The organism is Rhizobium sp. O111, assembly GCF_055616315.1.
Genome location: NZ_JBSHXL010000004.1, coordinates 154727 through 179306, shown reverse-complemented (window position 1 = coordinate 179306; position 24580 = coordinate 154727). Strand labels below are relative to the sequence as shown.

General features: G+C 60.3%; 23 protein-coding genes. 8 read left to right on the top strand and 15 right to left on the bottom strand.

The window, feature by feature from the left end; genetic code table 11:
• The first annotated feature begins 94 nt into the window (after positions 1 to 94).
• The 4 genes from ACVTFQ_RS32345 to ACVTFQ_RS32330 all read left to right on the top strand — a co-directional run bounded on the left by ACVTFQ_RS32345 (position 95) and on the right by ACVTFQ_RS32330 (position 5698).
• Complete coding sequence (locus tag ACVTFQ_RS32345) at positions 95 to 1417, top strand: NAD(P)/FAD-dependent oxidoreductase (RefSeq protein WP_309568477.1); 1323 nt, start codon at positions 95 to 97, stop codon at positions 1415 to 1417.
• 178 nt (positions 1418 to 1595) lie between these two features.
• Positions 1596 to 2648 (top strand): extracellular solute-binding protein, encoded by a 1053-nt coding sequence (locus tag ACVTFQ_RS32340; protein WP_269704236.1) that lies wholly within the window; start codon positions 1596 to 1598, stop codon positions 2646 to 2648.
• 74 nt (positions 2649 to 2722) lie between these two features.
• Positions 2723 to 4096 carry an aminotransferase class III-fold pyridoxal phosphate-dependent enzyme gene (locus ACVTFQ_RS32335; RefSeq protein ID WP_269704234.1) on the top strand — a complete coding sequence of 458 codons (1374 nt, stop codon included), beginning with the start codon at positions 2723 to 2725 and terminating at the stop codon, positions 4094 to 4096.
• 150 nt (positions 4097 to 4246) lie between these two features.
• Complete coding sequence (locus ACVTFQ_RS32330; RefSeq protein ID WP_269704233.1) at positions 4247 to 5698, top strand: NAD-dependent succinate-semialdehyde dehydrogenase; 1452 nt, start codon at positions 4247 to 4249, stop codon at positions 5696 to 5698.
• A 170-nt stretch (positions 5699 to 5868) separates the two neighbouring features.
• Here ACVTFQ_RS32330 and ACVTFQ_RS32325 read toward each other — a convergent pair whose 3' ends face one another.
• Positions 5869 to 6216 carry a cupin domain-containing protein gene (locus tag ACVTFQ_RS32325; RefSeq protein ID WP_269704231.1) on the bottom strand — a complete coding sequence of 116 codons (348 nt, stop codon included), beginning with the start codon at positions 6214 to 6216 and terminating at the stop codon, positions 5869 to 5871.
• A 425-nt stretch (positions 6217 to 6641) separates the two neighbouring features.
• Here ACVTFQ_RS32325 and ACVTFQ_RS32320 point away from each other — a divergent pair.
• A protein-coding gene (locus ACVTFQ_RS32320) for an IS630 family transposase (protein WP_371338345.1) occupies positions 6642 to 7702 on the top strand; the annotation gives its coding sequence in 2 pieces (ribosomal slippage) (positions 6642 to 7160 and positions 7163 to 7702; 1059 coding nt in all).
• 437 nt (positions 7703 to 8139) lie between these two features.
• Complete coding sequence (locus ACVTFQ_RS32315; RefSeq protein ID WP_309568478.1) at positions 8140 to 9048, top strand: cupin domain-containing protein; 909 nt, start codon at positions 8140 to 8142, stop codon at positions 9046 to 9048.
• 29 nt (positions 9049 to 9077) lie between these two features.
• On the opposite strand, the gene ACVTFQ_RS32310 is transcribed toward ACVTFQ_RS32315, so the two are convergent.
• The 7 genes from ACVTFQ_RS32310 to ACVTFQ_RS32280 form a co-directional block, all read right to left on the bottom strand.
• Complete coding sequence (locus ACVTFQ_RS32310) at positions 9078 to 9914, bottom strand: IS481 family transposase (protein ID WP_283159214.1); 837 nt, start codon at positions 9912 to 9914, stop codon at positions 9078 to 9080.
• Positions 9915 to 10263: 349 nt separating this feature from the next.
• Positions 10264 to 11319, bottom strand: coding sequence for a 3-hydroxybenzoate 6-monooxygenase (locus ACVTFQ_RS32305; RefSeq protein WP_269704255.1), 1056 nt, complete (start codon positions 11317 to 11319; stop codon positions 10264 to 10266).
• Positions 11204 to 11479: an NAD(P)-binding protein gene (locus ACVTFQ_RS32300; RefSeq protein WP_269704257.1), complete on the bottom strand. Its 276-nt coding sequence runs from the start codon at positions 11477 to 11479 to the stop codon at positions 11204 to 11206. Before ACVTFQ_RS32300 ends, ACVTFQ_RS32305 begins: the two co-directional genes overlap by 116 nt.
• A gap of 118 nt (positions 11480 to 11597) precedes the next feature.
• Entirely contained in the window at positions 11598 to 12236 is a 639-nt protein-coding gene (gene maiA, locus ACVTFQ_RS32295) for a maleylacetoacetate isomerase (RefSeq protein ID WP_269704259.1), read from the bottom strand.
• Positions 12236 to 12943, bottom strand: a complete 708-nt coding sequence (locus ACVTFQ_RS32290) for a fumarylacetoacetate hydrolase family protein (RefSeq protein ID WP_269704261.1) — start codon at positions 12941 to 12943, stop codon at positions 12236 to 12238. The genes maiA and ACVTFQ_RS32290 overlap by 1 nt, the downstream gene beginning before the upstream one ends.
• Positions 12944 to 13016: 73 nt before the next feature.
• Entirely contained in the window at positions 13017 to 13679 is a 663-nt protein-coding gene (locus ACVTFQ_RS32285) for a maleylpyruvate isomerase N-terminal domain-containing protein (RefSeq protein WP_269704263.1), read from the bottom strand.
• Positions 13672 to 14763 (bottom strand): cupin domain-containing protein, encoded by a 1092-nt coding sequence (locus ACVTFQ_RS32280; RefSeq protein ID WP_269704265.1) that lies wholly within the window; start codon positions 14761 to 14763, stop codon positions 13672 to 13674. Before ACVTFQ_RS32280 ends, ACVTFQ_RS32285 begins: the two co-directional genes overlap by 8 nt.
• A gap of 20 nt (positions 14764 to 14783) precedes the next feature.
• Between ACVTFQ_RS32280 and ACVTFQ_RS32275 the strand changes: the two genes are divergently transcribed.
• Positions 14784 to 15464 (top strand): MarR family winged helix-turn-helix transcriptional regulator, encoded by a 681-nt coding sequence (locus tag ACVTFQ_RS32275; RefSeq protein ID WP_309568479.1) that lies wholly within the window; start codon positions 14784 to 14786, stop codon positions 15462 to 15464.
• A 9-nt stretch (positions 15465 to 15473) separates the two neighbouring features.
• Here ACVTFQ_RS32275 and ACVTFQ_RS32270 read toward each other — a convergent pair whose 3' ends face one another.
• The 4 genes from ACVTFQ_RS32270 to ACVTFQ_RS32255 form a co-directional block, all read right to left on the bottom strand.
• The gene (locus tag ACVTFQ_RS32270) at positions 15474 to 15968 is read right to left on the bottom strand and encodes a MarR family winged helix-turn-helix transcriptional regulator (RefSeq protein WP_269704267.1); all 495 of its coding nucleotides are present in this window, start codon (positions 15966 to 15968) and stop codon (positions 15474 to 15476) included.
• 105 nt (positions 15969 to 16073) lie between these two features.
• The gene (locus tag ACVTFQ_RS32265) at positions 16074 to 17480 is read right to left on the bottom strand and encodes an NAD(P)/FAD-dependent oxidoreductase (RefSeq protein WP_269704269.1); all 1407 of its coding nucleotides are present in this window, start codon (positions 17478 to 17480) and stop codon (positions 16074 to 16076) included.
• A gap of 80 nt (positions 17481 to 17560) precedes the next feature.
• On the bottom strand, positions 17561 to 18907 hold the full coding sequence (locus ACVTFQ_RS32260; RefSeq protein ID WP_269704272.1) for an FAD binding domain-containing protein: 1347 nt from the start codon (positions 18905 to 18907) through the stop codon (positions 17561 to 17563).
• Positions 18908 to 18910: 3 nt separating this feature from the next.
• Positions 18911 to 20518 (bottom strand): xanthine dehydrogenase family protein molybdopterin-binding subunit, encoded by a 1608-nt coding sequence (locus ACVTFQ_RS32255; RefSeq protein WP_470424651.1) that lies wholly within the window; start codon positions 20516 to 20518, stop codon positions 18911 to 18913.
• Positions 20519 to 20552: 34 nt separating this feature from the next.
• Here ACVTFQ_RS32255 and ACVTFQ_RS32250 point away from each other — a divergent pair, with 34 nt between their 5' ends.
• Positions 20553 to 20873 (top strand): hypothetical protein, encoded by a 321-nt coding sequence (locus ACVTFQ_RS32250; RefSeq protein WP_269704278.1) that lies wholly within the window; start codon positions 20553 to 20555, stop codon positions 20871 to 20873.
• 44 nt (positions 20874 to 20917) lie between these two features.
• Here ACVTFQ_RS32250 and ACVTFQ_RS32245 read toward each other — a convergent pair whose 3' ends face one another.
• The 3 genes from ACVTFQ_RS32245 to ACVTFQ_RS32235 are packed head-to-tail and all read right to left on the bottom strand — an operon-like array spanning position 20918 to position 24512.
• Positions 20918 to 21922, bottom strand: a complete 1005-nt coding sequence (locus ACVTFQ_RS32245) for a site-specific integrase (RefSeq protein WP_269704331.1) — start codon at positions 21920 to 21922, stop codon at positions 20918 to 20920.
• A complete protein-coding gene (locus ACVTFQ_RS32240) occupies positions 21919 to 23286 on the bottom strand; it encodes a tyrosine-type recombinase/integrase (protein WP_269704329.1) in 1368 nt (455 codons plus the stop codon). The genes ACVTFQ_RS32245 and ACVTFQ_RS32240 overlap by 4 nt, the downstream gene beginning before the upstream one ends.
• Positions 23283 to 24512, bottom strand: a complete 1230-nt coding sequence (locus ACVTFQ_RS32235; protein WP_269704327.1) for a site-specific integrase — start codon at positions 24510 to 24512, stop codon at positions 23283 to 23285. Before ACVTFQ_RS32235 ends, ACVTFQ_RS32240 begins: the two co-directional genes overlap by 4 nt.
• Positions 24513 to 24580 lie beyond the last annotated feature (68 nt).

Here is a 24580-nt window from a genome sequence, read left to right as displayed (position 1 = left end):
CCCTTGTTGCAACGAGTAAGTTGACACAAAAATAGAACGACGTATGATGATTATACCGGATCAAACGCCTCTTTTTTACAACTGATGAGGACTAATGATGAGCGCGCAATCCATGGACAATGGACGACAGAGCCCTCCGCTTAAGGGTTTTTGGTCCCAAAGCGATGAGTTGCCCGAGACAGCCGATGTCGTTGTGATTGGCGCCGGTATCGTTGGCGTCTCGCTCGCGCTTTTCTTGGCGAAGAGTGGATGTACGACTGTTCTGCTCGAGAAGGGGCGCATAGGCGGCGAGCAATCTGGGCGAAATCTCGGCTGGTGCAGGGCTAGCGGCAGGTCGGACGCAGAGACTCCCCTCGGAGTCCTAAGTATGAGCCTATGGGACGATTTTGCCACAACGCTTGAAAGCGACACCGGATTTCGGAGGTGCGGCCGCCTGTTCCTATGCAGGAGTGCTGAAGAAATTGCCGAACAGGATCGTAGAGCTGAGATCACCCGCAGGTACGGTATCTACACGGCCCGGCTCGTTTCGTCAGAGCTCAAACAATTTCTGCCGAATGCATCTCGTAGTTGGCCAGCCGCCTATTACGTGCCGGAGGACGGAAAGGCCGAGCCGGAGCTGACGGTTCCGGTCATCGCTGCGGGGGCGCAGACCGCCGGTGCAAAAGTCTATCCTTGGTGCGCGGTCCGGAAGTTGGAGATCGCGGGTGGGCGCGTTACAGGCGTAATCACCGAGAAGGGCAGGATCTCCTGCAGCAGAGCGGTGGTAACCGCCGGTGCATGGTCAAGCCTTTTTCTGCGGTCTGCGGGCCTTCGGTTGCCGATCATACAAATCGCGGCAAGCGTGCTGCGAACAGCGCCGGTCGAAGGGGCAAGCGGCCCGTGCATCGGGACAGCCGATTTCGGGTTTCGCAGCCATCTGGACGGTTCGTACAGTGTCTCGCCGTTTGGCGGCGCGGTCTCACTTACGCCTGATACGCTTCGTTTCGCTTGGAAATTTTTGCCCGCTCTCCGACAACGAGGAGGTGCGGTAAGTTTCAGGTTCGACCGGGGGGCTCGCGAGGCCTGGTTGCGGGCCATTCCGGGCAGTCGTCGACGCCAACTCTGGTACGAACAGGAACGGGAAATCGACCGTGATCCGTCCGACGGCAGGCTATCGCAGGCGTTCCAAAGCTTTCTGGAAGCGAGGCCAGACTGTGCGGGCGCATCGGTCATTCATCGATGGGCAGGGGTCATCGATGCCAGTCCGGATTCCGTGCCGACCATAGATGCCGCGCCAGAGATCACCGGACTGTGGTTTGCCACAGGATTTTCGGGACATGGGTTCGGTTTGGGGCCGGGGGCCGGACGGCTATTGGCAGACATGGTGACGGATGCAAAGCCTTCTGTCGATCCGGCGCCGTTCAGATTTAGGCGCTGAAGGTCGGAACTCAGAAATAGCTGCCCAAAGGCATCCCCGGCATTGCCGGGGGTAGGCAGTAATTAGTCCAGGCCGCGGCGGAGAGCGTCTCGAAAGCATAGGAGGCACATCACTAAACACGACTTCTAACGGCAAGGCAGTAAATCCAATGGGAACCAACAAACAAGGGAGTATGTACATGACACGCTTTGTAACGGCAATTTTGCTCGGTGGAGCCCTCGCGGGCTTCCCGGCCAACGGTTTTTCGCGAGATTTCACCGTCAACACCGCTGGCGGTGTTTATTCGGACATGCTGCACAAGCACTTCTTCGAACCCTTCGGCCAACAGAACGGCCTTTCGAAAGTGCTCGACAACAAGGGTGAAGCGCGTTGGGGCGGTCTCAAGGCGATGATTGACACCAACCAGCGTCCTTATGACGTCGTCGAAACCGAGATCTATGAGCAGATGCGCGCGTGTGACGAGGGGCTCTTCGTCAAGCTCGATTTGGTCAAACTTGGTATCGCCGACAAACTCAATCCCGACAGCATCTTCCCGTGTGGCGTTGGCGTCGGCATAACGGCCGTCACCGTTGTTTCGAGGGAAGGAACATTTCCGGAAAAGCCGAAAACTATCGAGGATTTCTTCAACCTTGCAAAATTTCCTGGAAAGCGGGGCCTCCGGGCTACGGCTCAGTTTTCCTTGGAGCTGGCCTTATTGGCGGACGGCGTCGAACCCAGCGAGCTGTACGCTGTGATGGCCACTACTGAAGGTCTGGATCGGGCGTTCGCGAAACTCGGTACGATCAAGCAACAACTGGTCTTTTGGGAATCCGGAGCCCAGTCAGTTCAGTTGTTGACTGGGGGGGATGTGGCCATGTCGACAGGCTACAGCCACCGCGTGGCGGCGGCAAACCTGAACGGCGAGAAGCTCGATATGACCTGGGACCGAGCTTTTCTCAACCATGACGCGTTCGCTATTCTAGACGGGGCAGAACACGCCGACCTCGCAGTGAAATTCCTGCAGTTTTATGCGGATCCGAAGCGTGAGGCGGAATTCATCAAGGAAATGCCGATGGGACCTGCCATGAAGGAGACGATCAACTACCTTTCGCCCGACCTGATCAAGCTTCTCCCGGTTGGTGACAACATCAAGACCGCGCTCGATGCCAGCAGTCCCGAGGCACTTGCTTTCTGGCTGGACAACGGCGACCGCATCACCAGGCGCTGGACCGCCTGGAAGACAAGCAAGTAACGCAAAAACGACCGTTGGCTGGCATCCTTGCCGGTGCCGGCCAACGCGTGATTCCGGTAATGGAGACTATCCAAATGAATGACATACCGTTTTCTCATAACCCGAGCCTCAATGCTAACGCATCGCGTTTCTGGCACCCGATGCAAAGCCCCTTTGAGCTCGCGGAACAGCCTCCTCTCGAGATCGTTGAAGGTCAGGGAGTCCACGTGGTCGATTCAAGGGGGAGACGCCTGCTGGATGCGACGGCCGGCGGATTGTCTAACGTCACACTCGGCTACAGCGCCGCTCCGATTAAGGAGGCAATTGCCAGACAACTTGAGAAGCTGCCATATTTCTCGTCATTTCGAGGGAACACGAACAAGCCCGCGGAGGAGTTAGCAGGCAAGCTGATTGACGAGTGGTTCCGTGACGACGGCATGGCGCGCGTCTTCTTCACCTCGGGAGGATCCGACGCGGTAGATACCGCCATGCGGCTCAGCAGGCAATATTGGAAGATCACGGGAGCGGGCGACCGCTACAAATTCATCGCAATGCGTAACGGATACCATGGAACTCACTTTGGTGGTGCTTCCCTCAACAGCAGGCCGGCGATTCGCCGCGCCTATGAGCCGCTTCTGGCAGGCTGCTTCCACATTCCGGTACCACTACCCTTCAGGAACCCTTTCGGGGAGGCAGATCCAGAGAGACTAACCACCCTTTGCATCTCCATGCTAGAAGAAGAGATTCAGTTCCAGGGAGGCGATACGGTAGCGGCAATCATCGTCGAACCCGTCTCCGGTGCCGGCGGCCTAGTCGTTCCTCCACCACGGTTCTGGCCCGAGCTTCGGCGCGTGTGCGACAAGTACGGCATTCTGCTAGTTGCCGACGAGGTGATTACCGGATTCGGAAGGACGGGTGACGATAGTGGATCGCGGGGATGGGGGGTCAAGCCGGACATCATGTGCTTGGCAAAGGCGATCTCGAGCGGCTATTTCCCGCTTGGCGCCGCGCTCGTCAACGACCGTATCGCCTCTGCCTTCGAGCAGGACAATGGTCCGATCGGCATCGTCGGTCACGGCTACACGTATTCAGGCTCTCCGGTTGGTTGCGCGGCTGCCATTGCGACGCTCGACATGTATAGGAACCTCGGAACCACACAGCTTTCCCGCGAAAATGGGCAAGCCTTGGTCGCCGGCCTAGAGGCTCTAAAGCCCGTCTGCCCTTGGATTGGGGATGTGCGAGGAAAGGGACTGATGGCCTGTGTCGAAATGGTTGCTGAGCCTGGAACAAATATGAACGCTAATCCGCACATGATGATGGCGATTGGCGATGCGACTGCTGAAGCCGGCGTGCTCATCCGCGTAAATGGGTCCCAGTTGCTTATAACGCCTCCGCTTATCGTCACACGAGAAGAGGTCGAAACTATCGTCGACGCCGTCCGCCAAGCGCTGGCGCAAATCTCCAACTGATCGTCCAGCTTCGCGCGGCCAAATTCTCGATCTACGAAGAGACGCCTGACAGACCTCTGAAAAACATCCCGGCACATCAGCGTCTTGCTGCAATTTTCACGTTTGGCTTTCGATGAGGCAGCAGGCGTCACGGTTCATGAAAGAAGACCCATGTCGAACACAGTAATAAACATATCGGCTCTAGATCCCAGACTCCTGATCAACGGGGAGTGGTTCGGAACAGAGGGGCGCCAGTCGACGGTCATGATCAACCCGGCTACCGGCGAGGAGATTGCGAGGCTTCCGCACGCGACCCCAGCCGATCTGGACGCCGCTCTAAATGCGGCACAGCGCGCTTACCGCCCGTGGCGAGATACACATCCTAAGGAGCGTGGTCGAATCCTCAAGAAGGCCGCAGACCTGCTGCGTGCGCGTGTGGAGGAAATTGCTCCCATAATGACGATCGAGATGGGCAAGCCCCTCGCTGAAGCCCGCATCGAAGTTGCAGCCGCCGCCGACGAGTTGGAATGGTATGCCGAAGAAGGACGCCGCGTTTATGGTCGGGTCATTCCGGGTCGAGTGGGCAACACGCGCTTTCAGGTCGTCAGGGAGCCGGTCGGCCCGAGTGCTGCATTTGCTGCCTGGAATTTCCCGATCGTCAACGCGGTGAGAAAGGTCGGCGCATCGCTCGCCGCTGGCTGCCCCTGCATCTACAAGCCCGGCGAAGAGGTCGCTTCGAGTTCCCTCTCTGTCGCGCGTGCATTGCTAGATGCAGGTCTTCCCCCAGGCCTGATCGCCTTTGTCTTCGGCGTTCCGAGCGACATTTCGAGCTATCTGATCGCTTCACCAGTTATCCGCAAAATTTCTTTCACCGGCTCGGTCAGCGTCGGCAAACATCTCACCAAGCTCGCTGCCGAAAGCTTGAAGCGGACGACGATGGAACTTGGCGGCCACGCGCCGGTCCTCGTGTTTAAGGATGCTCCCCTCGAGCAGACGCTCGATCTCTCGGTGCAACGGAAGTTCCGCAATGCCGGGCAGGTTTGCGTATCACCGACGCGGTTTTACGTCGAGGATAGCGTTTATGACGACTTCTGCGCGGGCTTCGCTCAAAGAGCCAAGGCCATCAAGGTCGGCAACGGCTTGCAGGACGGTGTTCAGATGGGGCCGCTGGTCCATCGTCGACGACTGGAAGTCGTCGAGCGTTTCGTCCAGGACGCGGTCGCACACGGTGGCCGTATTCTGGCAGGTGGCGAGCGCATCGGTAACGAGGGGAATTTTTGGGCTCCAACGGTGATCGCCGATGTTCCTGAGACAGCAATGGCAATGAACGAGGAACCGTTCGGACCGATCGCGCTTATCAACCGCTTTTCCACCGCCGAAGAAGCGCTGGAGAAGGCCAATCGCCTGCCTTTCGGTTTGGCGGCCTATGCTTTCACCACCTCGTCATCTGCCGCAATGCGTGTCGCTGACGAATTGCAGGCCGGCATGGTAGCGATCAATTCGTTCAACGTGGCGACGCCCGAGGCGCCTTTTGGAGGGATTAAGGAAAGCGGCAACGGCTCTGAACTCGGTACTGAAGGGCTGGATGCCTACTTCGAAACGAAGATGATCAGCCTCACCTGAGGCGAACCGATCGCTGCGTCGTGTCCGCCCTATAGGACGGACACGACGCGTGGCAGAAAGACGTATGGAGTTTCGCATGGCCGCGCGTGACGCTCAATCGCCGATGCTCCCGCTGGTGGTTCCGCTAGCCTCCTGCACGTGCTGGGCCCTGCAGACCGAACTCTTCTTGCTTACTCCGAAATAAAATAGTTTTTCCTGAGTCTTTTGCGGACGTCCCACACCCCTACGAAACCCTTGGGAAGAGCAAATGAGTCCCCCGGCCCGAAAACCTGCTCATTGCCGTTGGCATCCGTCACCAGTAACTCGCCAGCAGTGATGGTGCAGTATTCGTCGTAAGGATGGCTCTTGATGGCGAAAGGGCCGGTCTCGCCTTCCCATATACCTGCCCGAACATTGTCCCTCCTGTAGAATTCTATGATGCGGATCTGTCTTCCAGAGGCGCCCTGCTGCCACTCGGCCTCGTCTAGCGCGGAATTGTCAAAAATGAGCAGCGACTGGTTATTGGCTTCCGATTTCATGAGATTGTTTTCCTTTTTTCAAATTGGAACTCGCCGGGACACATCCGGGAGTCTCTAATCATGGCGGCCGATCGGCTTTCGAGGCGATGCCGGTGCTATTCGATCAACCCGCCAGGCGGATCATGGTCGCACAACGCTCTAGCCGCAGGTGAGCGGACAGTCGCGGAGGACAACGATGTTCCTGATAAATATGATCATACGTCTGCGTAATAAGCAAGTCCGATTACGACGTTGTTTCCGGGCTACGCTTATCTAAATTCAGGTTTCCGCCAGAGTTCACGCCTATCCGGCACGACGTCGATGCGCAGCATGAATGATCCAGCGTCAGCACTTCAAGACCTAATACGCCGCCTCGCTGACCTCGACTCTTTGGCCTTCCCAAAGCGCGGTGAATCTGAATCTCTGGTGCAAACCGGAGGTCTGCGATGCGATCAGGGATTTTATTACGGGCGGATTTTGATGGAGACGATCTGCGGCGGCTGGCGCGGCAGACGAAGGATGCCGCTCAGGCGCGCCGTCTGTTGGCACTCGCCTCGATCTACGATGGAGGCTCGCGTTCCGATGCCGCGCGCCTCGGCAACGTCACGCTCCAAATTGTCCGGGACTGGGTCATGCGGTTCAACGAACACGGTCCCCAAGGCCTGATCAATGGCAAGGCTCCTGGTCCGCAGTCGCGGTTGAACGATCAGCAGCGTGCGGCCTTGGCGCAAGCAATCGAGCGTGGGCCGACACCCTATCTCGACGGCGTTGTTCGTTGGCGTCTGTGCGATCTGGCACAATGGCTTTGGGAAGAGTTTCGCGTTTCGGTGAGCGAGCAAACGTTGAGCCGTGAAGTACGGGCCATGGGCTATCGCAAGCTGGCTGTCCGGCCCAAACATCACGCGCAAGACCCTCAAGCCATTGAGGATTTTAAAAAAGCTTCCCCGCCGCAGTGGCAGAGATTGCCGCTGGAGCGGCCCGAGGAAAACGCATAGAGATTTGGTTTCAGGATGAGGCCCGTATCGGGCAAAAGAACAAGATCACCCGCCGGTGGGCCAGGCGAGGAACACGGCCTTCAGCACCGCACGATCAGCGCACAAGGTCGGCCTACATCTTCGGCGCAATCTGCCCGAAGCTCGGCAAGGCGGCGGCGCTGGTCATGCCATGGTGCGACACCTACGCAATGACCCAGCATCTGGCCGAAATCGCCCGGCACGTCGATGCCGACGCGCACGCTATCCTCATCATGGATCAGGCAGGCTGGCACATGTCCAACAATCTCGTCGTGCCCGAAAACATCACCATTCTGCCACTCCCGCCGAAATCGCCGGAGCTGAACCCGGTCGAAAACCTCTGGCATTTCATGCGCGACAACTGGTTATCAAACCGCGTGTTCAAATCATACGACGACATCGTCGATCATTGCTGCGATGCCTGGCGGAAGCTCGAAAGCCAGCCCTGGCGCATCATGTCGATCGGGCGCAGAGAATGGGCCAATGGGTTTTGATCAGTGAGGGGCCGTATAAGCCCCCGCGGTGCAGGACTCTTCACCTGCCTGGGGCCCACGACGTCGTGTCCGGATGTCGGCCTCAGTTGTCTCCACTCAGCAGCTTTGGTCGTTCGCGCGGTTAGCTATACACGACAGCAAAGCAGTAAAATTGAAACGATGTCTTATTATAAGTTGACGTGTAAAGATTGTTGCCCTATGCCAGCTGGTGGAGGAACCCAAATGAACGATGCGACGCTAACGGAACAAGGGCGGCACTGAACGACGACGAAGCGGCGGCGGCGCTGGCACAGCTCTATGCGGACTTCGCTAGCGAACACCTGATGCCTCTTTGGACCCAGATCGACGATCTAATGCCGGTACATCCAAAACCCAAGGCGGTGCCTTATATTTGGAGATGGGCCAAGCTCTATCCCTTGGCGCAGCGCTCTGGCTAACTGGTTCCCGTCGGCCGCGGCGGTGAGCGGCGGGCGATCGGTCTCGGGAATCCCGGCCTCGGCGGCCGACCCTACATCAGCCCGACCCTGTGGGCGGCGATCCAATATCTAGGACCGAAGGAAACGGCGCCCGAACATCGTCACGCTCAGAACGCCTTCCGCTTCGTCGTGAAAGGGGAGGGCGTCTGGACCGTGGTAAATGGCGACCCAGTTCACATGAGGCGCGGGGATTTCCTGCTTACCCCCGGATGGAATTTCCACGGCCACCACAACGAGACCGACAAGCCGATGGCTTGGATCGACGGCCTCGACATTCCCTTTTCGTATCAGAACGATGTTGGCTTCTTCGAATTCGGCTCGGAGCGGGTTACCGATTACGCGACGCCGAATGTTTCGCGGGGCGAGCGGCTATGGTGCCACCCTGGCCTGCGGCCCCTGTTGGGATTACAGGACACTGTAAGTTCACCGTTGATGGCCTATCGCTGGGAATATACCGATCGAGCGCTGAATGAGCAGTTGCTCCTTGAGGACGAAGGCCAGCCGGCGACTGTCGATCAGGGGCATGCGGCGGTGCGTTACGTCAACCCGACAACAGGTCGCGACGTGATGCCTACGATCCGGGCGGAGTTTCACCGCCTGCGCGCTGGCGCCGTCACACCTTCTCGCCGCGAAGTGGGCTCCAGCGTATTCCAGGTTTTCGAGGGTCGAGGTTCGGTGGTGCTGAACGGCGCCGAGCATCCGCTCGAGATCGGCGATCTTTTCGTTATTCCGTCTTGGGTGGCGTGGTCGTTGCAGGCCGAAACACAGTTCGACCTGTTCCGCTTTTCTGATGCTCCGATCATTGTAAGCTGCAGGTGCCCTTGTGACATTTCGTGGTACGACTATAGCTTTTCGCGGAGCGCCTCGTAAGGCGTCTTTCCATTGAAGGCTCCGTGCGGTCAATGGAAGTTGTAGAATTGCTCCCATTGGTCAAGTTTTGCTTCGAGATCGACGTCATCCTTGTAGCTGAGCAGCTGGTAGAATTCCTGCTGATCTGATCGGTGTGAGCGCTCGACCTTGCCATTCAACTGAGGGGTGCCTCGTCTGATATATGCGTGGCGAATGCCCTTGTCCTCGACGTGCCAGTGGAATTTGGCTTGGAATTCGTGGCCGTTGTCGGTCCTGATCTCATGGATTCGGAACGGGAACTTCTCGATGATGTGGTCGACGAAGTCGATGGCGCTAGCCTGGGTGTGTTTCTCGTAGATTTTCAGAGCCCGCACCCTTGTCGCGTCATCAATGGCAGTGAACTGGAAGCGTCGAACCTTTTCACCGCACGCCCCTTTAAAAGTCAGGAACTTGACGTCCATCTGAATGTGGTGGCCGGGAACCTGCTTGTTGTAACGCTTGGTATGGACCTTGCGTAGGCGGGTGCCGCGCGGAAGGCGGTTGACGCCATTGCGTTTCAATATTCGGGAGACGGTTGCGTCTGATACCTTGATGCCGTGATACCGCGCCAGATACCAAACGATGCGCATGGGTCCGAGATAATATTTGCTCCGGAGATGGAGAACCTTCTCTTCGATCTCGATAGGCGTTCTGTTGGCGTGCCATTTAGGAATGGGCGGGTGATTCACCAAACCGGCGTCGCCGTGTTTCCGATAGGCTTCACGCCAACGGTAGAAGCTGCTGCGACCAATCCCAAAATACCGGCAGGTCTTCGCAACATGCCCAGTCTCGTCAGCATGCCGCAGAATGCGTAGCTTGCGCTGTATCTCGCGCTGATCCTTGTTCATGTGCATCTCCATCGTCCCAGAATTGGGAAGCTAATGGAAATGTCCCGCGAGTACCGACATATCTACATACGACATCTTTCTCGCCTCGGTGACGGCATCACAGCTCGCTTATTCGGGATACTCAACGAACTCGCAGTCGAGGCGATCCAGAATGGTATCGAACGTGTCACCGACGACAGCATTGAATCTTGGAGGCCAGCCTTGGAAAAGGAAGCGGCGTTCGCTTAAGCGTCCGAACATCACACTTCAATTGAGACGCGCCCGTCCTGAGTCTCAATTGAAGTGTGACTATCTTGCGAAAAACGCCCGAGTCCCAGATTGAAGTGTAAATCGACAGCTGGCTTTCCTGTCACCTCAGACGACGGATCACCGGGATTTCACCGGCGTTGTTCGCCTGCCCTCCATAAAGCCAATCGACGCTGTCGTACCACTCTTCGGGGCGCTTGGCGCGCATCATGGTGTTACGCAACTCCGCATGGGCACCTTCGGGGTGGTAGATGTTCTCGCCGATCCAGCGCGATTGCAGTTGCACGCGGGCGGTACGCATGTGGCGCTTCGCAACATAAGCTGGAATCGCGCGTTCCACCTCGCCCGAAGCGGCTTCGATCTCGGTGCTGATGCACACCGCGTCTTCCATGGCCATGCAAGCCCCTTGCGCGAAATACTGCAGCATCGGATGGGCCGCGTCGCCCAGAAGCACCACGCGGCTGTCCTGCCAGGTGATCACCGGATCGCGGTCGCAGAGGACCCAGAGCTTCCAGTCTATGCCGGTCTCGATGATCTTCTGAGCCTTGGGGTGTGTATGAGAAAAGCCTTTCATCACCTCCTGGTGGCTCACGGGCAGGCCCGCTACGGGTTCCGCTGCGTGATTGTGATAGGTGACGACGAGGTTGAAAGTCTTCCAGTCCGATAGCGGATAGTGCACAAGGTGGCACTTCGGTCCGGCCCAGAGCGTAGCCGCGTTCCAGCGCAACTCTTCGGGCATGTGGTCGGTCGGCACGACCGAACGGAAGGTCGTATGCCCCGAAACCTGCGGCTTGCCGTCGCCTGCGACGCGCCTGCGAATGTTCGACCAGAGCCCGTCCGCCCCGATCAACATCCGTCCGGTCACACGGGTTCCGTCCGTTACGATCGCCGTGACCGAAGCCGCGTCCTGCTCGTAATCGACCACCTCCGAACTGGTGCGCAACTCGACGAGGGGGTTCTCCTGGCAGGCACGCAGGAAGACGCCGAAAAGATCCCCGCGATGGACGACCGCATAGGGGTTACCGAACCGGGTGCGAAACCCGTCATCCAAGGGGATGCGCGCCACCTCTTCGGCCGTCATGGCGTCCATAAAACGGAGGCTGTCGATATAGACGGCCATCTTGCGGGCGGTCTCGCCCACACCGAGCTTCAAACGCATGAAAAGCGTTCGGGCCGAGCTGAATTCCGGCGCCGATCTCTCCAAGGACCGGGGACTTCTCGAGCACCACCGAGTGGAAGCCGCGGTTTGCGAGACCGATGGCGGTCGCAAGGCCGCCGATGCCGCCGCCTGCGATCAGGATGGGAAGGTCTTGAGACATGTCTCTTCTCTTTGCTGGGCCGGAAGGCACCGTTTAGGTTCGGAAAGGCTGCACTCGCAGGAAGCGGGGCTTGCGTGGTTAACCGGGGCCACCCTCCCGTGGCCCCGGAAAATCGTATTCAGGAGAAATCGGGCTGCCGTGCAGGTTCTGCCTCCGCAAAGGCCGGCAGGGCATTGCAGGCGGCATGGATCTCCTTCAGGCGACCAAGATCGGCGATGTCGACCTTGAACCGGTCTGCCGAAGCAAGCTGTGGAACGAGGCAAATGTCGGCGACCGATGGCGTATCGCCGAAGGTGAAGGCGCCGCCGTGTTTCTGGCGACGGGCAATCTCCTCGCACGCTTCCAGGCCGGGGCGAATCCATGTGGCGCACCAGGCCTCTTTCCCGGCCTGATCGACGCCATAGCTTGCCTGGAGATGGTTCAGCACCCGCAGGTTCTGCAGGGGATGGATGTCGGATGCGATGATCTGCGCGAAGGCGCGCGCCTGCGCTCTGAGATCCTTTTCCGCGGGCAGGAGCGGCACCTCGGGATATGTCTCGTCCAGCCATTCCATGATCGCGAGGGACTGGGTCAGCACCAGCCCGTCGACATCGAGCGATGGAACCAGGGCCTGAGGGTTCAGTGTGCGGTAGGCGTCGGAACGATGCTCGTTCTTCTGCAGATGGACGCCCCGGAACTCATAGGACAGACCCTTGAGGTTAAGTGCAATGCGGCACCTCCATGCTGCGGAGGAACGAAAATAGCCGTGAAAGATCATCACCCGGCCTCGCCAATCGTCAATTCGACGCCCTCAAGTCCATCGATGCCGCCCGTGAGTACCGCGCCCGGCTCGACCGCCCCCACGCCAGCCGGGGTGCCCGTGTAGATCACGTCACCGGGATTGAGGTGATAGAAGTGGGACAGGTGCGAGAGGATTTCCTCGACCTTCCAGATCAGGTCCGAAAGCTGGGCCTCCTGGCGACGCGCGCCACCCACGTCCAGCCAGATCCGCTGCGAACCGATCGCGCCAAAGTCCTCGGCGCGGGTGATCGCCGAGAGCACCGCCGATTTCTCGAAATTCTTGCCCAGATCCCAGGGGCGACCAGTCGCACGTGCCTTGAGTTGAAGGTCGCGACGCGTCATGTCGAGGCCGGTAGCAAAGCCAAAGGCTGCATCACGAGCGTCTTCGACCGAGGCTTTCCAGAGTGGTTTGCCGACGGCAACGACGAATTCCATTTCATAATGGTAGTTCGACGTTCCGGCGGGGTAAGGCACCGTCGCGCCCGAGGGGACATAGCTTGCAGCGTCCTTGAGGAAGTAGAAGGGTACCTCGCGGTCGACCTCAACGCCCATCTCCTTGGCATGCTCGGCATAATTGCGGCCGACACAGAAGATGCGGTGCAGCGGATAGACGTCTTCCGAGCCCGTGACCGGGATTTGCGGAAAGATCGGGTCGGGAAAGTTTGGGAAGAGGCGTTTGGTCATGTGAATCTCTGCCTTTTGTTTTCGCCCTTGGCGGGCCGACGGCGATGGGCTCGGGCCCAGCGGCTAATTTGGTTCAGTAACTATTCTGGCTCGTGCCGAGGTGGCGGCGTGCCAGCACGAAAAAATCGCCTGAGGGGTTGGGCGCGTGCCCGGTCTTCTCGGCAAGGAGCGCGCCGACGAAGTCCCCGGGGAAATCCTCGAAACGGCCTCCGTTGCGCAGGTCCACTGCGCGGAGCCAGACCTCCTTGGCGCGCAGCCAGGGCGTGACGCGGGCGCTGGGGATGCCCTCGAAGGGCAGCGACCTGTCCCAATCGTCCTCGGCCAGATCGCGCCATTCGACATTGAGATGCACCTCGGCGTGGGAAACGAGATGGCGCAGCGCGCCGGCAGGCAGTGTCTTGCCGTCTTCGATCTCCCCTTCGCGCTGGTCAGGACTTTCCCAGAGCGCAATCGGCGCACCGGTCCTGGCGCGCTCGGTCGCACGGGCCAGCGCGCGGGCGTGATAAGCCACACAGGCCGCGACCTGTCGGCGGCTCCAGCCCGGAACGCGGCTGTCGCCGTTAAGGGCGTTGTCGGACAGCTCGTTGAGCATGCGGGCAAAATAGGCAGCTCCACGACGCGCCCAGTCTAGCTCGCGGGCGGGTGCGTTCGGCGCGTCGTAGCGCGCGCCCAAGCCTTGCCGGGCTCGCAGAGCCGCGCGGGCTTGCTCGATACCGCCGAGCAGAACCTCAGGCATCCCGCCCTTCCACCCAGGTACGGTCGAAGTTCAGCCGCTCGATGATCGGCGCGTCGGAGAAGCGGAAGAGGTCGAAGCCTGTTTCAGCTTCAAGCGACCAACTCACCCACGACGGGATGACGAAGATGTCGCCCTTCTCCACGGCTTTCGTCTGGTTGCCAAGAACCACGTTGCCTCGGCCTTCGAACACCTGGAAGACGGTCGAGCCCACCTCCCGGCGAAGGGACGTCTTGGTGCCTTCGCGCAAGCGGTGGAACTCAGCTCGGATGGTGGGCATCACATCTGCGCCAGTCGTCGGATTGACGTAGCGCACTGCCGCATGGCCGGGTCCGACTGTGGCGGGCACCCCTTCCTCTTCGAGAAGAAGCTGTTCTGTCAGTGCCCGGTCGGTGAACTCCCAGCGATAGGCGCCGATGGGCGAGGAGACCGTGGCCTGAAGACCGGAGAGCGGGCGCAGGCCCGGATGGCACCAGAGCCGCTCGCCGCGCGAATAGCGTGGGGTGGCGTAGTCGGTCACCCGGTCGGAACCAAATTCGAAAAACCCCACATCGCTCTGCTGGCTGAATGGGATGTCGAGCCCGTCGATCCAGGCCATGGGCTGGTCGGTGTTATTGTGGTGGCCATGAAAGTGCCAGCCCGGGGTCAGCAGGAAATCGCCCCGCGACATGCGGACCGGATCGCCGTTGACCACGGTCCAAACGCCTTCTCCCTCTACGACGAACCGAAATGCATTCTGCGAATGGCGGTGCTCTGGCGCAGTTTCACGCGGGCCGAGATATTGGATCGCGCACCAGAGGGTGGGTGAAATATATGCATTGCCGCCGAGACCCGGATTGGCCAGGCCGAGGGCCCGGCGCTCGCCACCGCGACCCACCGGCACCAGATCTCCCGAGCGTTTCGCCAGCGGGTAGAGCTCGCGCCATTTCCACAAATGCGGCACCGCCGTGGGCTTGGGATTGCGGGGCATCAAGTCGCCCAATTGTGTCCAAAGGGGAAGAATGTGGTTGCGCTCGAAATCGGCATACAGCTCGCGAAGTTCGAGCGTTTCATCCGGCGTTGATGCGTTGTGCGCCGTGTCTTTCATTCGACTGGTCCCCCTTCGGAATGGGCACGACCGACCACCCCTTGCAACGTGACGGGTTGTGGCAGCAACGCACCGATTTGATCTCCTCCGAACGGCACCCTGTCCGGTGCGCCGTCGAAATAGTAAGTATACTTATTAGTTTCGCCTGTCAATCGCTGGTCAGTGGAATTAAGGAAGCCTGGGAATGCGGCCAGTCCGCGAGATTGGGGAGCGGAATGACGGTTGAGGTGAGCAAATCCACGAAATTCGACCTGGAAGCTTTGCCGGGCCATCTCATCCGGCGGTTGCAGCAGGTGGCGGTGGCGATTTTTGCAACGCGATTCGAGGACGCCAAGATCGATCTCACCCCCGTTCAGTTCGCCGCGCTTCACACGATCGAGCTGTCGCCGGGAATCGATCAGGCAAGCCTTGCAGGCATGATTGCCTACGACCGCACTACGATCGGAGGGGTCGTGGATCGCCTGATGCAGAAGGGCCTGATCCGGCGCGAAGTTTCCGAAAAGGACAAACGCGCCCGTTTGGTCTACCTGACGGAAGAAGGAACGGCGCTTATCCGGGAAGCCCGCCCAGCGGTGCTCGAAGTCCAGGACGTCATCCTGAAGGGCCTCTCGGCCGCCGAGCGACAAACCTTCATGGAGCTTCTGGCCAAGGCGGCCGAGGCCGGCAATAGCTACAGTCGCGCGCCGCTTTTGCGAAAATGAACCGGGTTATTAACCGGGACGGCTGTCGCGGCTGATGATCTTTGAGGGAACGAGTTTTTCCTTCAAAACGTCCGACGCCAACAAGTTCTGGAAAAGATCCGCCAACTCCTCGCGCGTGATGTTCTTCATCTGCTGCGTCCAGTAAAGATCCTGCTCGATTGCGATCTTCAGCGTCGGCTCGATGAGGGCCTGCCCCGCGGGCGTCAGCGCAATACGGACCGATCGGCCGTCTTCCTGATCATAGATTCTCTCGACCAGGCCCTTGCTGCACAGCCGGTCGATAGTGCGACTGACTGCTCCTGCATCAACACCCGCAAGGTCCGAAATCGTGCGCGGCGAGTTGGAGTCGTGGCTGTTCAGCAGGAGAAGGATATTCCACTGTGCGACCGTCACGCCATAGACGCTGAGAGCCGATTCAAAACGCTTGATCACTTCGGCGGACAGACGATGCAGCCAAAATGCCAGGAAAGCATATGTCGTGATCTGATTTTTGTCCCGGGACAATAGTTCACTCCGACTAGTAAAGGTCGTATTAGCCGCCGAAGGTGCGACCTGCAAGCATTCAGTCGCGGCGGGGCCGGACCGCTCGTGCCAGTTGTGTTTCGGTCGTCAGTGGCGGAAGACGAAGGGCGAGCCGTCGCGAAACCGTTGGAGGCGATAGATTGCCGGGTTGCAGACTGGTTTGACGCCGGCGATCATCGCCGCAAGCATCTGCCCGGCAGCGGGGGCGACCGAAAGCCCATTGCCTGAAAAGCCGGTGATGAGGAAAACTCCGGGGGTGTTGGCCACGTCCGAGATGACCGGGGTGGAATCCGGCGTGGCGTCGATGACGCCACCCCAACTGTCGACCACCCGTGCCGAGGCCAGCGCGGGGAATGCACGCGTCGCATTCGCGCGGATGGTGCCGTTTTCCTTGCGGTCGACACGGGCGCTCAGAATTCGGACATGCTCGAAGACAGAAGCCGCATCTGTTCGGCTTGATGCTCTCTCTCCAAACGACGTCCAGAAATCGCCGCCGAAGCGCAGCTTCAGCATCGAACGGGCGTGCCCCATAGCCGGCATGAAGTCGCGCAGGAAGCGAAAGCTGTCGAGCGTGAGCGGCGAGACATGGCGCAACCCGCCCATCGAATACTGGCCGTCCGCATGGCGGCGCCAGGTGAAGTCGCGACCATAACCCGCGCCCGCCGGGCCGGCGACCGATGACAGCCGCTGCATCGTGGTGCAGATGCCGAGTTGAGGCAGCCGGACGCCCAGCTGGCGTACCAGAAGCGAGCTCCAGGCACCGGCGGCGATCACCACCGTTTTGCAGCGGATGGTTCCGTGTTCGGTTTCCACCGCTGCGACCTGTCCGCCGGCGAGCTCAATTTGCCGTACCGCGCAGGGCGCACATATCGTCACCCCCTCGCGCTGGGCTCCACGCGCCAGACGTGAGATCGTGTACTGTGGCTCGATCGTGCCATCGCTGTCCTGATAGAGCGCGCCGAGATAGCGGTCTTGAAGCCCTGGCAGGAGACGGTCGAGTTCCTCGCCGGTCACGATGCGCGAGGTAATCGAAGGATCGGCTTGCTTGGCCTCGGAGAGCCAAGCCTTATGCGCCTCCATCTCCTCTTCCGAATTGATGAGGGAGAAATTCCCTGTCCGGCGATAGCCAATGTCCTCGCCGAAACGCCCGGCATAGCCTTCCCAGAGACGCTTGGCCTGGTTGGCCAGTTCCAGCTTCTCCGGGTGCCAGCCATTGGAATAGATCCAGCCGAAGGCGCGGCTGGACTGCTCGCCGGCGACCACGCCCTTCTCCAGAACCAGCACCTTCATGCCATGTTCGTTAAGATAAAGCGCGGTCGCGAGCCCCGCCACCCCCGCGCCGATCACCACGACGTCGGCCTCGGCCGGAGGGCGTTCTTCCGTCGCCACCGGCTCGGCCCGCGACACGCCCGAGGCGAGACGATAGCGGAGAAGGGATGCTATCCCCGCCCCGGCAGCCCCACCGATAATCGCTCCGCCGAGGAGAGCTTCCATGCCCGCTCCGAACATTTCATCGTTCCTTGATCTGTGAAGCCTGCCCTGCCCAACTGGCCAAGGCACGCGTGGGACGCCGGTCAGTTGGCAGTTGCCCGTGCAAGGCCGTGCAGGAGAAGTCCCCCGACGAGGTCGCGCCGATACTCCGCAGTCGAGCGGATGTCGGTGATCGGACGGGCGGCCGCCATCAGGGCGGCGGCAGCTTCCTCGCGATCTCCGCCCGCCGCGAGCAGGCGCTCGGCTTCCGGCACGCGCAACACTGTGGGCGCCACCGCGCCAATCGCGATGCGCACCTGGCGCGCGCCGTCGGCACCGGTCCATGCGTGATAGGCCACTGACGCCTTCGAGATGGTCTGCGCCTTGCGCGGGCCGCGTTTCTCGAAAAAAAACTGCTCTGCGCGCCGGTCTCCAGCCTTGGGGATTCGTATCTCGGCGATGAACTCGCCTGGTTCCAGAGCCACCCGCCGCGGGCCCTGTACGAAATCGGCAATGGGAACCGCGCGCTCGCCCTGCGGCCCCATACAGAGGATCTCGGCGTCATAGGCATAAAGCGGCGGCAGGCCGTCGGCAGCAGGCGAAGCATTGGAGATATTGCCGCCGATCGTTGCCCGGTTCTGGATCTGCATCGCGCCGATCTCGCGCGCTGCCATGGCCAGAACCGGCGAATGGGCAGCGATTTCGGGCGAATGAATGATATCGGTCCAGCAGGTCATGGCGCCGATGCTGATGTAGGTCTCGTCTTCACGGATCCCGCGCAACTCGGAAACAGCCGCCAAGTCTATCAGCGTCAAATCCTTCAGGTGGTGCTGTTCCTGCACCATCAGGTCAGTGTAGCCCGCGGCGAAGCGATATGGTGCCACCTGTGCGGCCAGACCGCTGCGCAGTTCGGCCAGCGAGGCCGGCCGCCAGTAACCGTCCATTTGCAAACTCGTGGCTGTGCCGGAGCCGAGCCGCGCGGAAAGCGGAGATCCAGGAGAGTCGTTCACGCTCTTTTGCATCGCCGTCAGGATCTTCGAATATCCGGTACAGCGGCATAGGTTGCCGCCAAGGGCATCGCGCAGGTCCTCTTCGGATCTAACCTCGCCCGAAGTGACCGCGCTCCAACCCTGCATCACGAACCCCGGCGTGCAGAACCCACATTGCACACCCCCCTCGTTTGCGAGGTTAATGGCGAGGGAGACACCGACCGGATCATTTCCTATGCCCTCGATTGTGGTGATCTCATTCCCTTCGACGGCGCCGGCTAAGGCGAGGCAAGAGCAGATCGTCTTGCCGTTCACGATGACGGTGCAGGCGCCGCACTCGCCCTCGCCGCAGCCATATTTCGTGCCGGTCAGGCCCAGGTCTTCACGCAAGACCTCCAGAAGCGGAGTGCGCGGATCGGCGGACAGGGTCTTGTCCACGCCATTAACGACGAACTTGATCATTTCTCACTCCTCTCCTTTGAGCGCAGACAGGACGGCTTCAGGGCTGATGGGGAATTTTGCGAAGCGGTGGCCGATCGCATCGTAGATGGAGTTGGCCACGCTGCAGGGGACGACCGGCAGGCCGATCTCGCCCAGGCCGCGAACGCCCAGGGGGTTAGTCACGTCTGGATGTTCGAACAGCCGCGTGGTCATCTTGATGGGGGTGTCACGGATGCTGGGGATGACGTAGTTCGTCAGCGACGGGTTCATCACCTTGCCGGCCTGAAGGATCAGATCCTCGTAGAGTGCGAAGCCCAGGCCCTGGACGAATGCCCCCTCTATCTGGCCCTCGATGTTTTGTGGATGGATCATGCGGCCAGTCTCGACATAGTTCTCGACCTCCAGGACGCTGACCTCGCCGGTTAACCGATCGACCTCGATGCCCATGACCTGGACCAGGTAGTTGTAGGCGATGTGAGGCATGCCGAAGACGAACTGCTCGGTCTGCTCGGGGATGAACGATGCCTCGACCACGAGATCATCGTTGTGGCCGGCGGCGGCGATCTTGGCGCGCAGTTCCTTGGCGGTCTTGGCAACGGCATTGCCAACCACATAGGTCGTGCGCGAACCGTGTGTCGCGCCAGAGTTCGGCCCGAAGCTGTCACCCATGATGTAATCGATGTCTTCGAGGGTGCAGGCCAGATGCTCGGCGGCGATCATCATGAACGAAGTGAGATTGCCGTTTCCGACATCGGGGACGCCGAGTTCCAGGAGGTAGCGGCCGCTTGCCCGACGGGTCAGGCGCACCGTCGCCCCCGCTTCAGCGCCCGAGCCCAGGCCGAAACTATACCATACCGAGGAAACACCGACCCCCCGCGCGGCAAAGGGACTGGCGGCCGCCTTGAAGGCCTCGCGCCCACTCCAGAGCGAGCCGGCTTCGGCCGCATCGAGCAGCGGTGCGAGGATCGGGTTTTCGGCCATTGGGAAACCAGGACCCGCCTTGTCGCCCTTGCGCAGGAGGTTTCGGCGGCGAACTTCGAAGGGCGAAATCCCGGTCGCGCGGGCAATGTCGTCCACGGCCTGTTCTATGCCTGGTAGGACCTGCGGAGCGCCCACGCCGCGGAAAGCCGAGGCTACACCGTTGTTGGTATAAATCGCCTTGGCGTCGACCTTCACCGCCTTGAAGCGGTAGGGGTCAGTGCAATGCTCGACCGACTGTGACAGCACGACCGGACTGTAGGTCATATAGGCGCCCGCATCCGACAGGAGCGAGATGTTCGCGGTCAGAAGCGTGCCGTCGGCGGCTGCTCCCACCTCGTAGGCAACCTGATAGCCGTGCCGCTTTACGCCAACGCGGATCGATTCCTCGCGGTCATACATGAGGCGGCTCGGACGGCCGGTCTTGAAGGTCGCCAGCGCAAGGGGCAGCTGGACGTTCAAGTCCTCCTTGCCGCCGAAAGCTCCTCCCATCATCGGGTTGAGGACGCGGATTTTCTCGGGCGCCAAGTTGAGCGCGCCGGAGAGCGCGACCATGTCGTGATGAGGTCCCTGACCGCCGACCGAAAGCGTCAGCACGCCGTTCTCTGAACTGATGCGGTGGATGCCCCTTCGCCTGGCATCGTATGATGTCATCCGCGCCAGGGTGGCGCATTTGAAGGAGGAGACCATGTCTAACGTGCATATTTTGGCAATTGACCTCGCCAAACGAAGCTTTCAGATCTGTGGCACTGATCGGGGTGGGGCGGTTCTATTTAACCGTACGGTTTCCCGCGCGAAGCTGATGCAGGTGCTTGATACGCAGGAGCCATGCATTGTGGCAATGGAAGCGTGCGCGACCAGCCACTATTGGGGCCGCGTCGCGCAGAGCAGCGGCCACGATGTCAGGCTGATTCCGCCTATTTATGTAAAGCCTTTCGTCAAGTTATGGCGAGGTGAGCATAACTTTACTAATCACGAGGTCGTCGTAATGCGGAGGAGCGCGGCCTGATCGGCGGATTTTCGCCGTTCTTGTCGATGTTCCTCCGCATTATTTCAGAGTGTGTCGAGCCAGGCGAGCACGCTGGCATCGCGCTTCCAGGATGGCTGGCTGCCGGGTGTGGCTGGAACGGCGACCTTTTCCAGGGCTTTCCGCTTCGTTTCCAGATTGGCCCTGGCATAGTGGTTGGTCGTGTCGAGGCTGACATGACCGAGCCAGCTTCGGATGACCGTAATGTCGACGCCGGCCGAGATGAGGTGCACGGCGGTGGCGTGCCGGAAGGCGTGTGGCGTTACGTGCTTGGCACGCAGCGTTGGCATGGTTTCGGCCGCCGCCTTCACGTAGGCGGCGAGCTTGAACCGGACCCCGGAGGCGCTGAGCGGCTCGCCATAGCGGTTGACGAACAGCCGCTGGTCGGGCGCCCGTGGTTGCCGTTCAAGCAGTTTCCGCAGCAACATCACGGTTTCTGGCCAGAGCGGACAGATACGTTCCTTCCGTCCCTTACCGGTCAAACGCACGCAACTCGGGCTTTCGAACCGGATTGCTTCTGGGCAAAGGTCGAGCGCTTCCTGTATTCGTGCGCCGCTGTTGTAGAGGAACGAGAGCAGCGCATGATCCCGCATGCCCTCAATGGTCGAACGATCTGGCTGAGCGAGGATCGCCGTCACTTCCGCCGGATCCAGATAGCTCGGTTCCGACACCGGAGCGCGCTTGATCGGTATGTTGAGGATTTCCACGCATTGCGCGATCGATCCAGGATCCCTTGTGGCCACGAAGTGGAAGAAGCTGCGGATCGCCGCAAGCCGGCAGTTGCGCGTGCCGATCGTACCGCCACGGTCATGTTCGGCGTGACTGAGGAACGCGGCGACCTCGCTGGCGGCCAGATCGGCCAGCGTGATCATAGCCACCTTCTTCCCAGTACGCTGGGCGACGAACCGGAGCAACAACCGCCAGGTATCGCGGTATGATCGGACTGTATGGATGGATGCGTTGCGCTGCTCGACCAGCCATTCGTAGAAGAACGCGCGCAGCAGGGCCGGGAACCGGTCAACCTTGCTCATGGCCGCATCTCCTGCCCCATGCTGAGGCACGGTGCGCCAACTGCCCGGAACCGCTCATTCGCGTAATGCAGCAGCTCCTGCGTGACGGTGATGTAGACCAATGTAGAGTTGATATCCCTATGGCCGAGATAGGTCGCGAGGAACGGCAGGCGATCCTGCGGGTTGATGCCCGTCCGGTACCATTCCAGGATTCTGTTCACGACCATCGAGTGGCGCAGGTCATGAACGCGAGGGCCCGCTTTTCCTCGCAATGGCTTCAACCCAGCGCGACGTATGACGTCAGAGAGCAACCACGTGATCATTTCCGGCGTGTAGTGACCGTCGCCTCGCTCGTGCCAGAACAAGCCGGAGCGCGCGTCCTGTGATCCACCGGCACGACGCCGTGCATCGACGTAGGCGCGAAGCTCGACTACAACGCTGTCGGGAAGCGGCAGTATCCGAGTCTTGAAGAACTTGGTCTGCCGGACGGTTACCGTACCGTCCCGCAGGTCAACGTCACCAAGATCGAGCCGGGCAAGCTCGCCGCGCCGCAAGCCTGCGCAATAGGCCAGCAGCAGCATTGTGTACATGCTCAGCGGCCGAAGCGGCACCCGTGGAGACGGATAGGTGCGGGCAACCTCGAGCATCCGCCGCACGTCGGCAGGCGAGTAGATATGAGCCTTTCGCCATTGCCTGGCCGCCTCCTTCCTCGGTCTCGGGTCCGGTCGCCGCACAGGTATCGACGGGTCGCGGTGACGAAGGATTTTCGCAAAGACGCGTTTGAGCTTTTCGCATTCCTCCACTTGGTGACGCGTGACATTCGTTGCCGCCCATCGATCAACCATGGCGCTCAGCGGTTCGGCCTCCGGTCCCGGATGCAGCTGCAGGAACCGGTCGAACCGCAAGAGCAACAGGGGCTGCGAAGTGTATTTGTATCCTCTGCGCCGCATCATCGCGACATGCTCAGCCATCATTTCGCCCAGCACGCTGCCGAACGGCCTGGGCTGGCGCAGTTCGGCGAGAGCCTGTTCCGGATCCCGCGACGCCAATGCCCGCCAGATGGGCATGCACTGCTTGATATTGCACGCATCTCGCAGAGCGGTGACGGGATTGCGTTCGATCGCGCCGATTTCCACCAGGCGTTCGAGGAACCGGTCAATGATGCGGGTGCGGTGTAGCCGCGTCGTCGCTGCCCAGCATTCGGCCGATTTACGCAGCCACGCAATCAGCACTTCCTGACCGAGTGCATCGTAACGTTCGGCCACATCCTGGAAGCCATGCAGGACCTGCCGATAACAGGCTCGGCTTTTCATGCTGTGCAGATCAAGGATCGCGACATGGCGGTCAATGATCGCGCGGTCGGGATCGGGCCAGCGGGCGGTCATGCCAGCACCTCCATTCCCGGCACGTCAAGCGCAATGGCCCTGAGGTCCTCGGTGGCGAGCTTGAGGTAGGGAGCCGTCGATCCCGTCGAACGGTGCCCCAGCACGTCGCCGATGACCTTTTGAGGCACCGCGACCCGCAACATCTCAACAGCGCGCGCATGGCGGAAGATATGGGGTCCACACTTACCAGGCGGTTGGACACCAGCGTCACGGAGCCACCGGCGAACCACGCTGTAAAGCTTGTCGAGCTTGCGATAGGGCGCGCGCGTGCGGAGGAAGATTTCCCTGGCGTCCGTCACGGGCCGCCCGGAACGCAGATAAGCAAGCAACGCTTCACCGACCGGCTCCATCAGGGGCAGCGATGTGCTGGCCCGCGTCTTGTGGTGGCGAACATGGATGGCTTCCGTCCGCCAGTCGATGTCCTCGATCCGCAGATTGCGGATCTCTCCAGACCGTAGCCCATATGTTGCAAGGAGTTGCAGGATTGCATGGTCCCGCAGCCCCGCTGGCGTCTTGTCCGCCCTCGCGGTTTCCAGCACCGCGGCGATCTGGTCTCGCTCCAGGATTGAGGGCACTCCTTCATATGCATAAAGCGTCGGAGCTATCACATGCCCTGACAGGTCCGTTGTGACGCGACCCGTGATGTGGAGATATCGCAGCAGCGAGCGAAGCCGCTCTGCGACAGACTTCAGCGAGCAGCGCGTCAGTTTCGGCGCGCGCAGATCCATGTAACGGTCTACGTCAACGACGCTCAGCCCCGCCAAGCCGCCGCTTCCGTAATCGATCTGCCAGGCAAGAAAGTTCCGGGCTTCCCACATCAGCGCTGCGACGCTGGAGCGAGCCAACCCGCGTTCCTCACGCAGCCAGATTTCGTATTCGTCACAAACTGCAAATCGGGCCACATCGGCCGCGCAGATAGGCTCGATTGCTGGCGGCCATTGACCGTGAGCAAGTCGCAACAGCGCATGAATTCCGGAGCGCGGAACCTCGTGCCAGCGTGCGCCGGGACGTCGACCACGCTCCTTTTCGAACTTTACGATCGCGTGCCGCAGGTATTGCTCTACCTGCACGTCGATCACGTCTGCGACCAGGATGCCCCGCTGTCCCAGATAATCGAGAAATCCAGATGCGTAGGTGCAGTAATTCCTCACCACGACCGGGCTGTATCGCTGACTGATAAGGGAGGAATTGAGTGCGGCAATTAGTTCGTGACGGATATAGGGCATTGGCGAGTCCTCTGTTGGTCGATTGACCCGCAGAGGTTCGGCACCGAATAATGCAAAGCAAGCCGATC

Excerpts from the sequence above, each read along its gene's own strand:
- ACVTFQ_RS32345 (WP_309568477.1), top strand. The coding sequence starts at position 95 with ATGATGAGCGCGCAATCCATGGACAATGGACGACAGAGCCCTCCGCTT.
- ACVTFQ_RS32340 (WP_269704236.1), top strand. The coding sequence starts at position 1,596 with ATGACACGCTTTGTAACGGCAATTTTGCTCGGTGGAGCCCTCGCGGGC.
- ACVTFQ_RS32335 (WP_269704234.1), top strand. The coding sequence starts at position 2,723 with ATGAATGACATACCGTTTTCTCATAACCCGAGCCTCAATGCTAACGCA.
- ACVTFQ_RS32330 (WP_269704233.1), top strand. The coding sequence starts at position 4,247 with ATGTCGAACACAGTAATAAACATATCGGCTCTAGATCCCAGACTCCTG.
- ACVTFQ_RS32325 (WP_269704231.1), bottom strand. The coding sequence starts at position 6,216 with ATGAAATCGGAAGCCAATAACCAGTCGCTGCTCATTTTTGACAATTCC.
- ACVTFQ_RS32310 (WP_283159214.1), bottom strand. The coding sequence starts at position 9,914 with ATGAACAAGGATCAGCGCGAGATACAGCGCAAGCTACGCATTCTGCGG.
- ACVTFQ_RS32305 (WP_269704255.1), bottom strand. The coding sequence starts at position 11,319 with ATGCGTTTGAAGCTCGGTGTGGGCGAGACCGCCCGCAAGATGGCCGTC.
- ACVTFQ_RS32300 (WP_269704257.1), bottom strand. The coding sequence starts at position 11,479 with ATGTCTCAAGACCTTCCCATCCTGATCGCAGGCGGCGGCATCGGCGGC.
- maiA (WP_269704259.1), bottom strand. The coding sequence starts at position 12,236 with ATGATCTTTCACGGCTATTTTCGTTCCTCCGCAGCATGGAGGTGCCGC.
- ACVTFQ_RS32290 (WP_269704261.1), bottom strand. The coding sequence starts at position 12,943 with ATGACCAAACGCCTCTTCCCAAACTTTCCCGACCCGATCTTTCCGCAA.
- ACVTFQ_RS32285 (WP_269704263.1), bottom strand. The coding sequence starts at position 13,679 with ATGCCTGAGGTTCTGCTCGGCGGTATCGAGCAAGCCCGCGCGGCTCTG.
- ACVTFQ_RS32280 (WP_269704265.1), bottom strand. The coding sequence starts at position 14,763 with ATGAAAGACACGGCGCACAACGCATCAACGCCGGATGAAACGCTCGAA.
- ACVTFQ_RS32275 (WP_309568479.1), top strand. The coding sequence starts at position 14,784 with ATGGGCACGACCGACCACCCCTTGCAACGTGACGGGTTGTGGCAGCAA.
- ACVTFQ_RS32265 (WP_269704269.1), bottom strand. The coding sequence starts at position 17,480 with ATGGAAGCTCTCCTCGGCGGAGCGATTATCGGTGGGGCTGCCGGGGCG.
- ACVTFQ_RS32260 (WP_269704272.1), bottom strand. The coding sequence starts at position 18,907 with ATGATCAAGTTCGTCGTTAATGGCGTGGACAAGACCCTGTCCGCCGAT.
- ACVTFQ_RS32255 (WP_470424651.1), bottom strand. The coding sequence starts at position 20,518 with ATGACATCATACGATGCCAGGCGAAGGGGCATCCACCGCATCAGTTCA.
- ACVTFQ_RS32250 (WP_269704278.1), top strand. The coding sequence starts at position 20,553 with ATGTCTAACGTGCATATTTTGGCAATTGACCTCGCCAAACGAAGCTTT.
- ACVTFQ_RS32245 (WP_269704331.1), bottom strand. The coding sequence starts at position 21,922 with ATGAGCAAGGTTGACCGGTTCCCGGCCCTGCTGCGCGCGTTCTTCTAC.
- ACVTFQ_RS32240 (WP_269704329.1), bottom strand. The coding sequence starts at position 23,286 with ATGACCGCCCGCTGGCCCGATCCCGACCGCGCGATCATTGACCGCCAT.
- ACVTFQ_RS32235 (WP_269704327.1), bottom strand. The coding sequence starts at position 24,512 with ATGCCCTATATCCGTCACGAACTAATTGCCGCACTCAATTCCTCCCTT.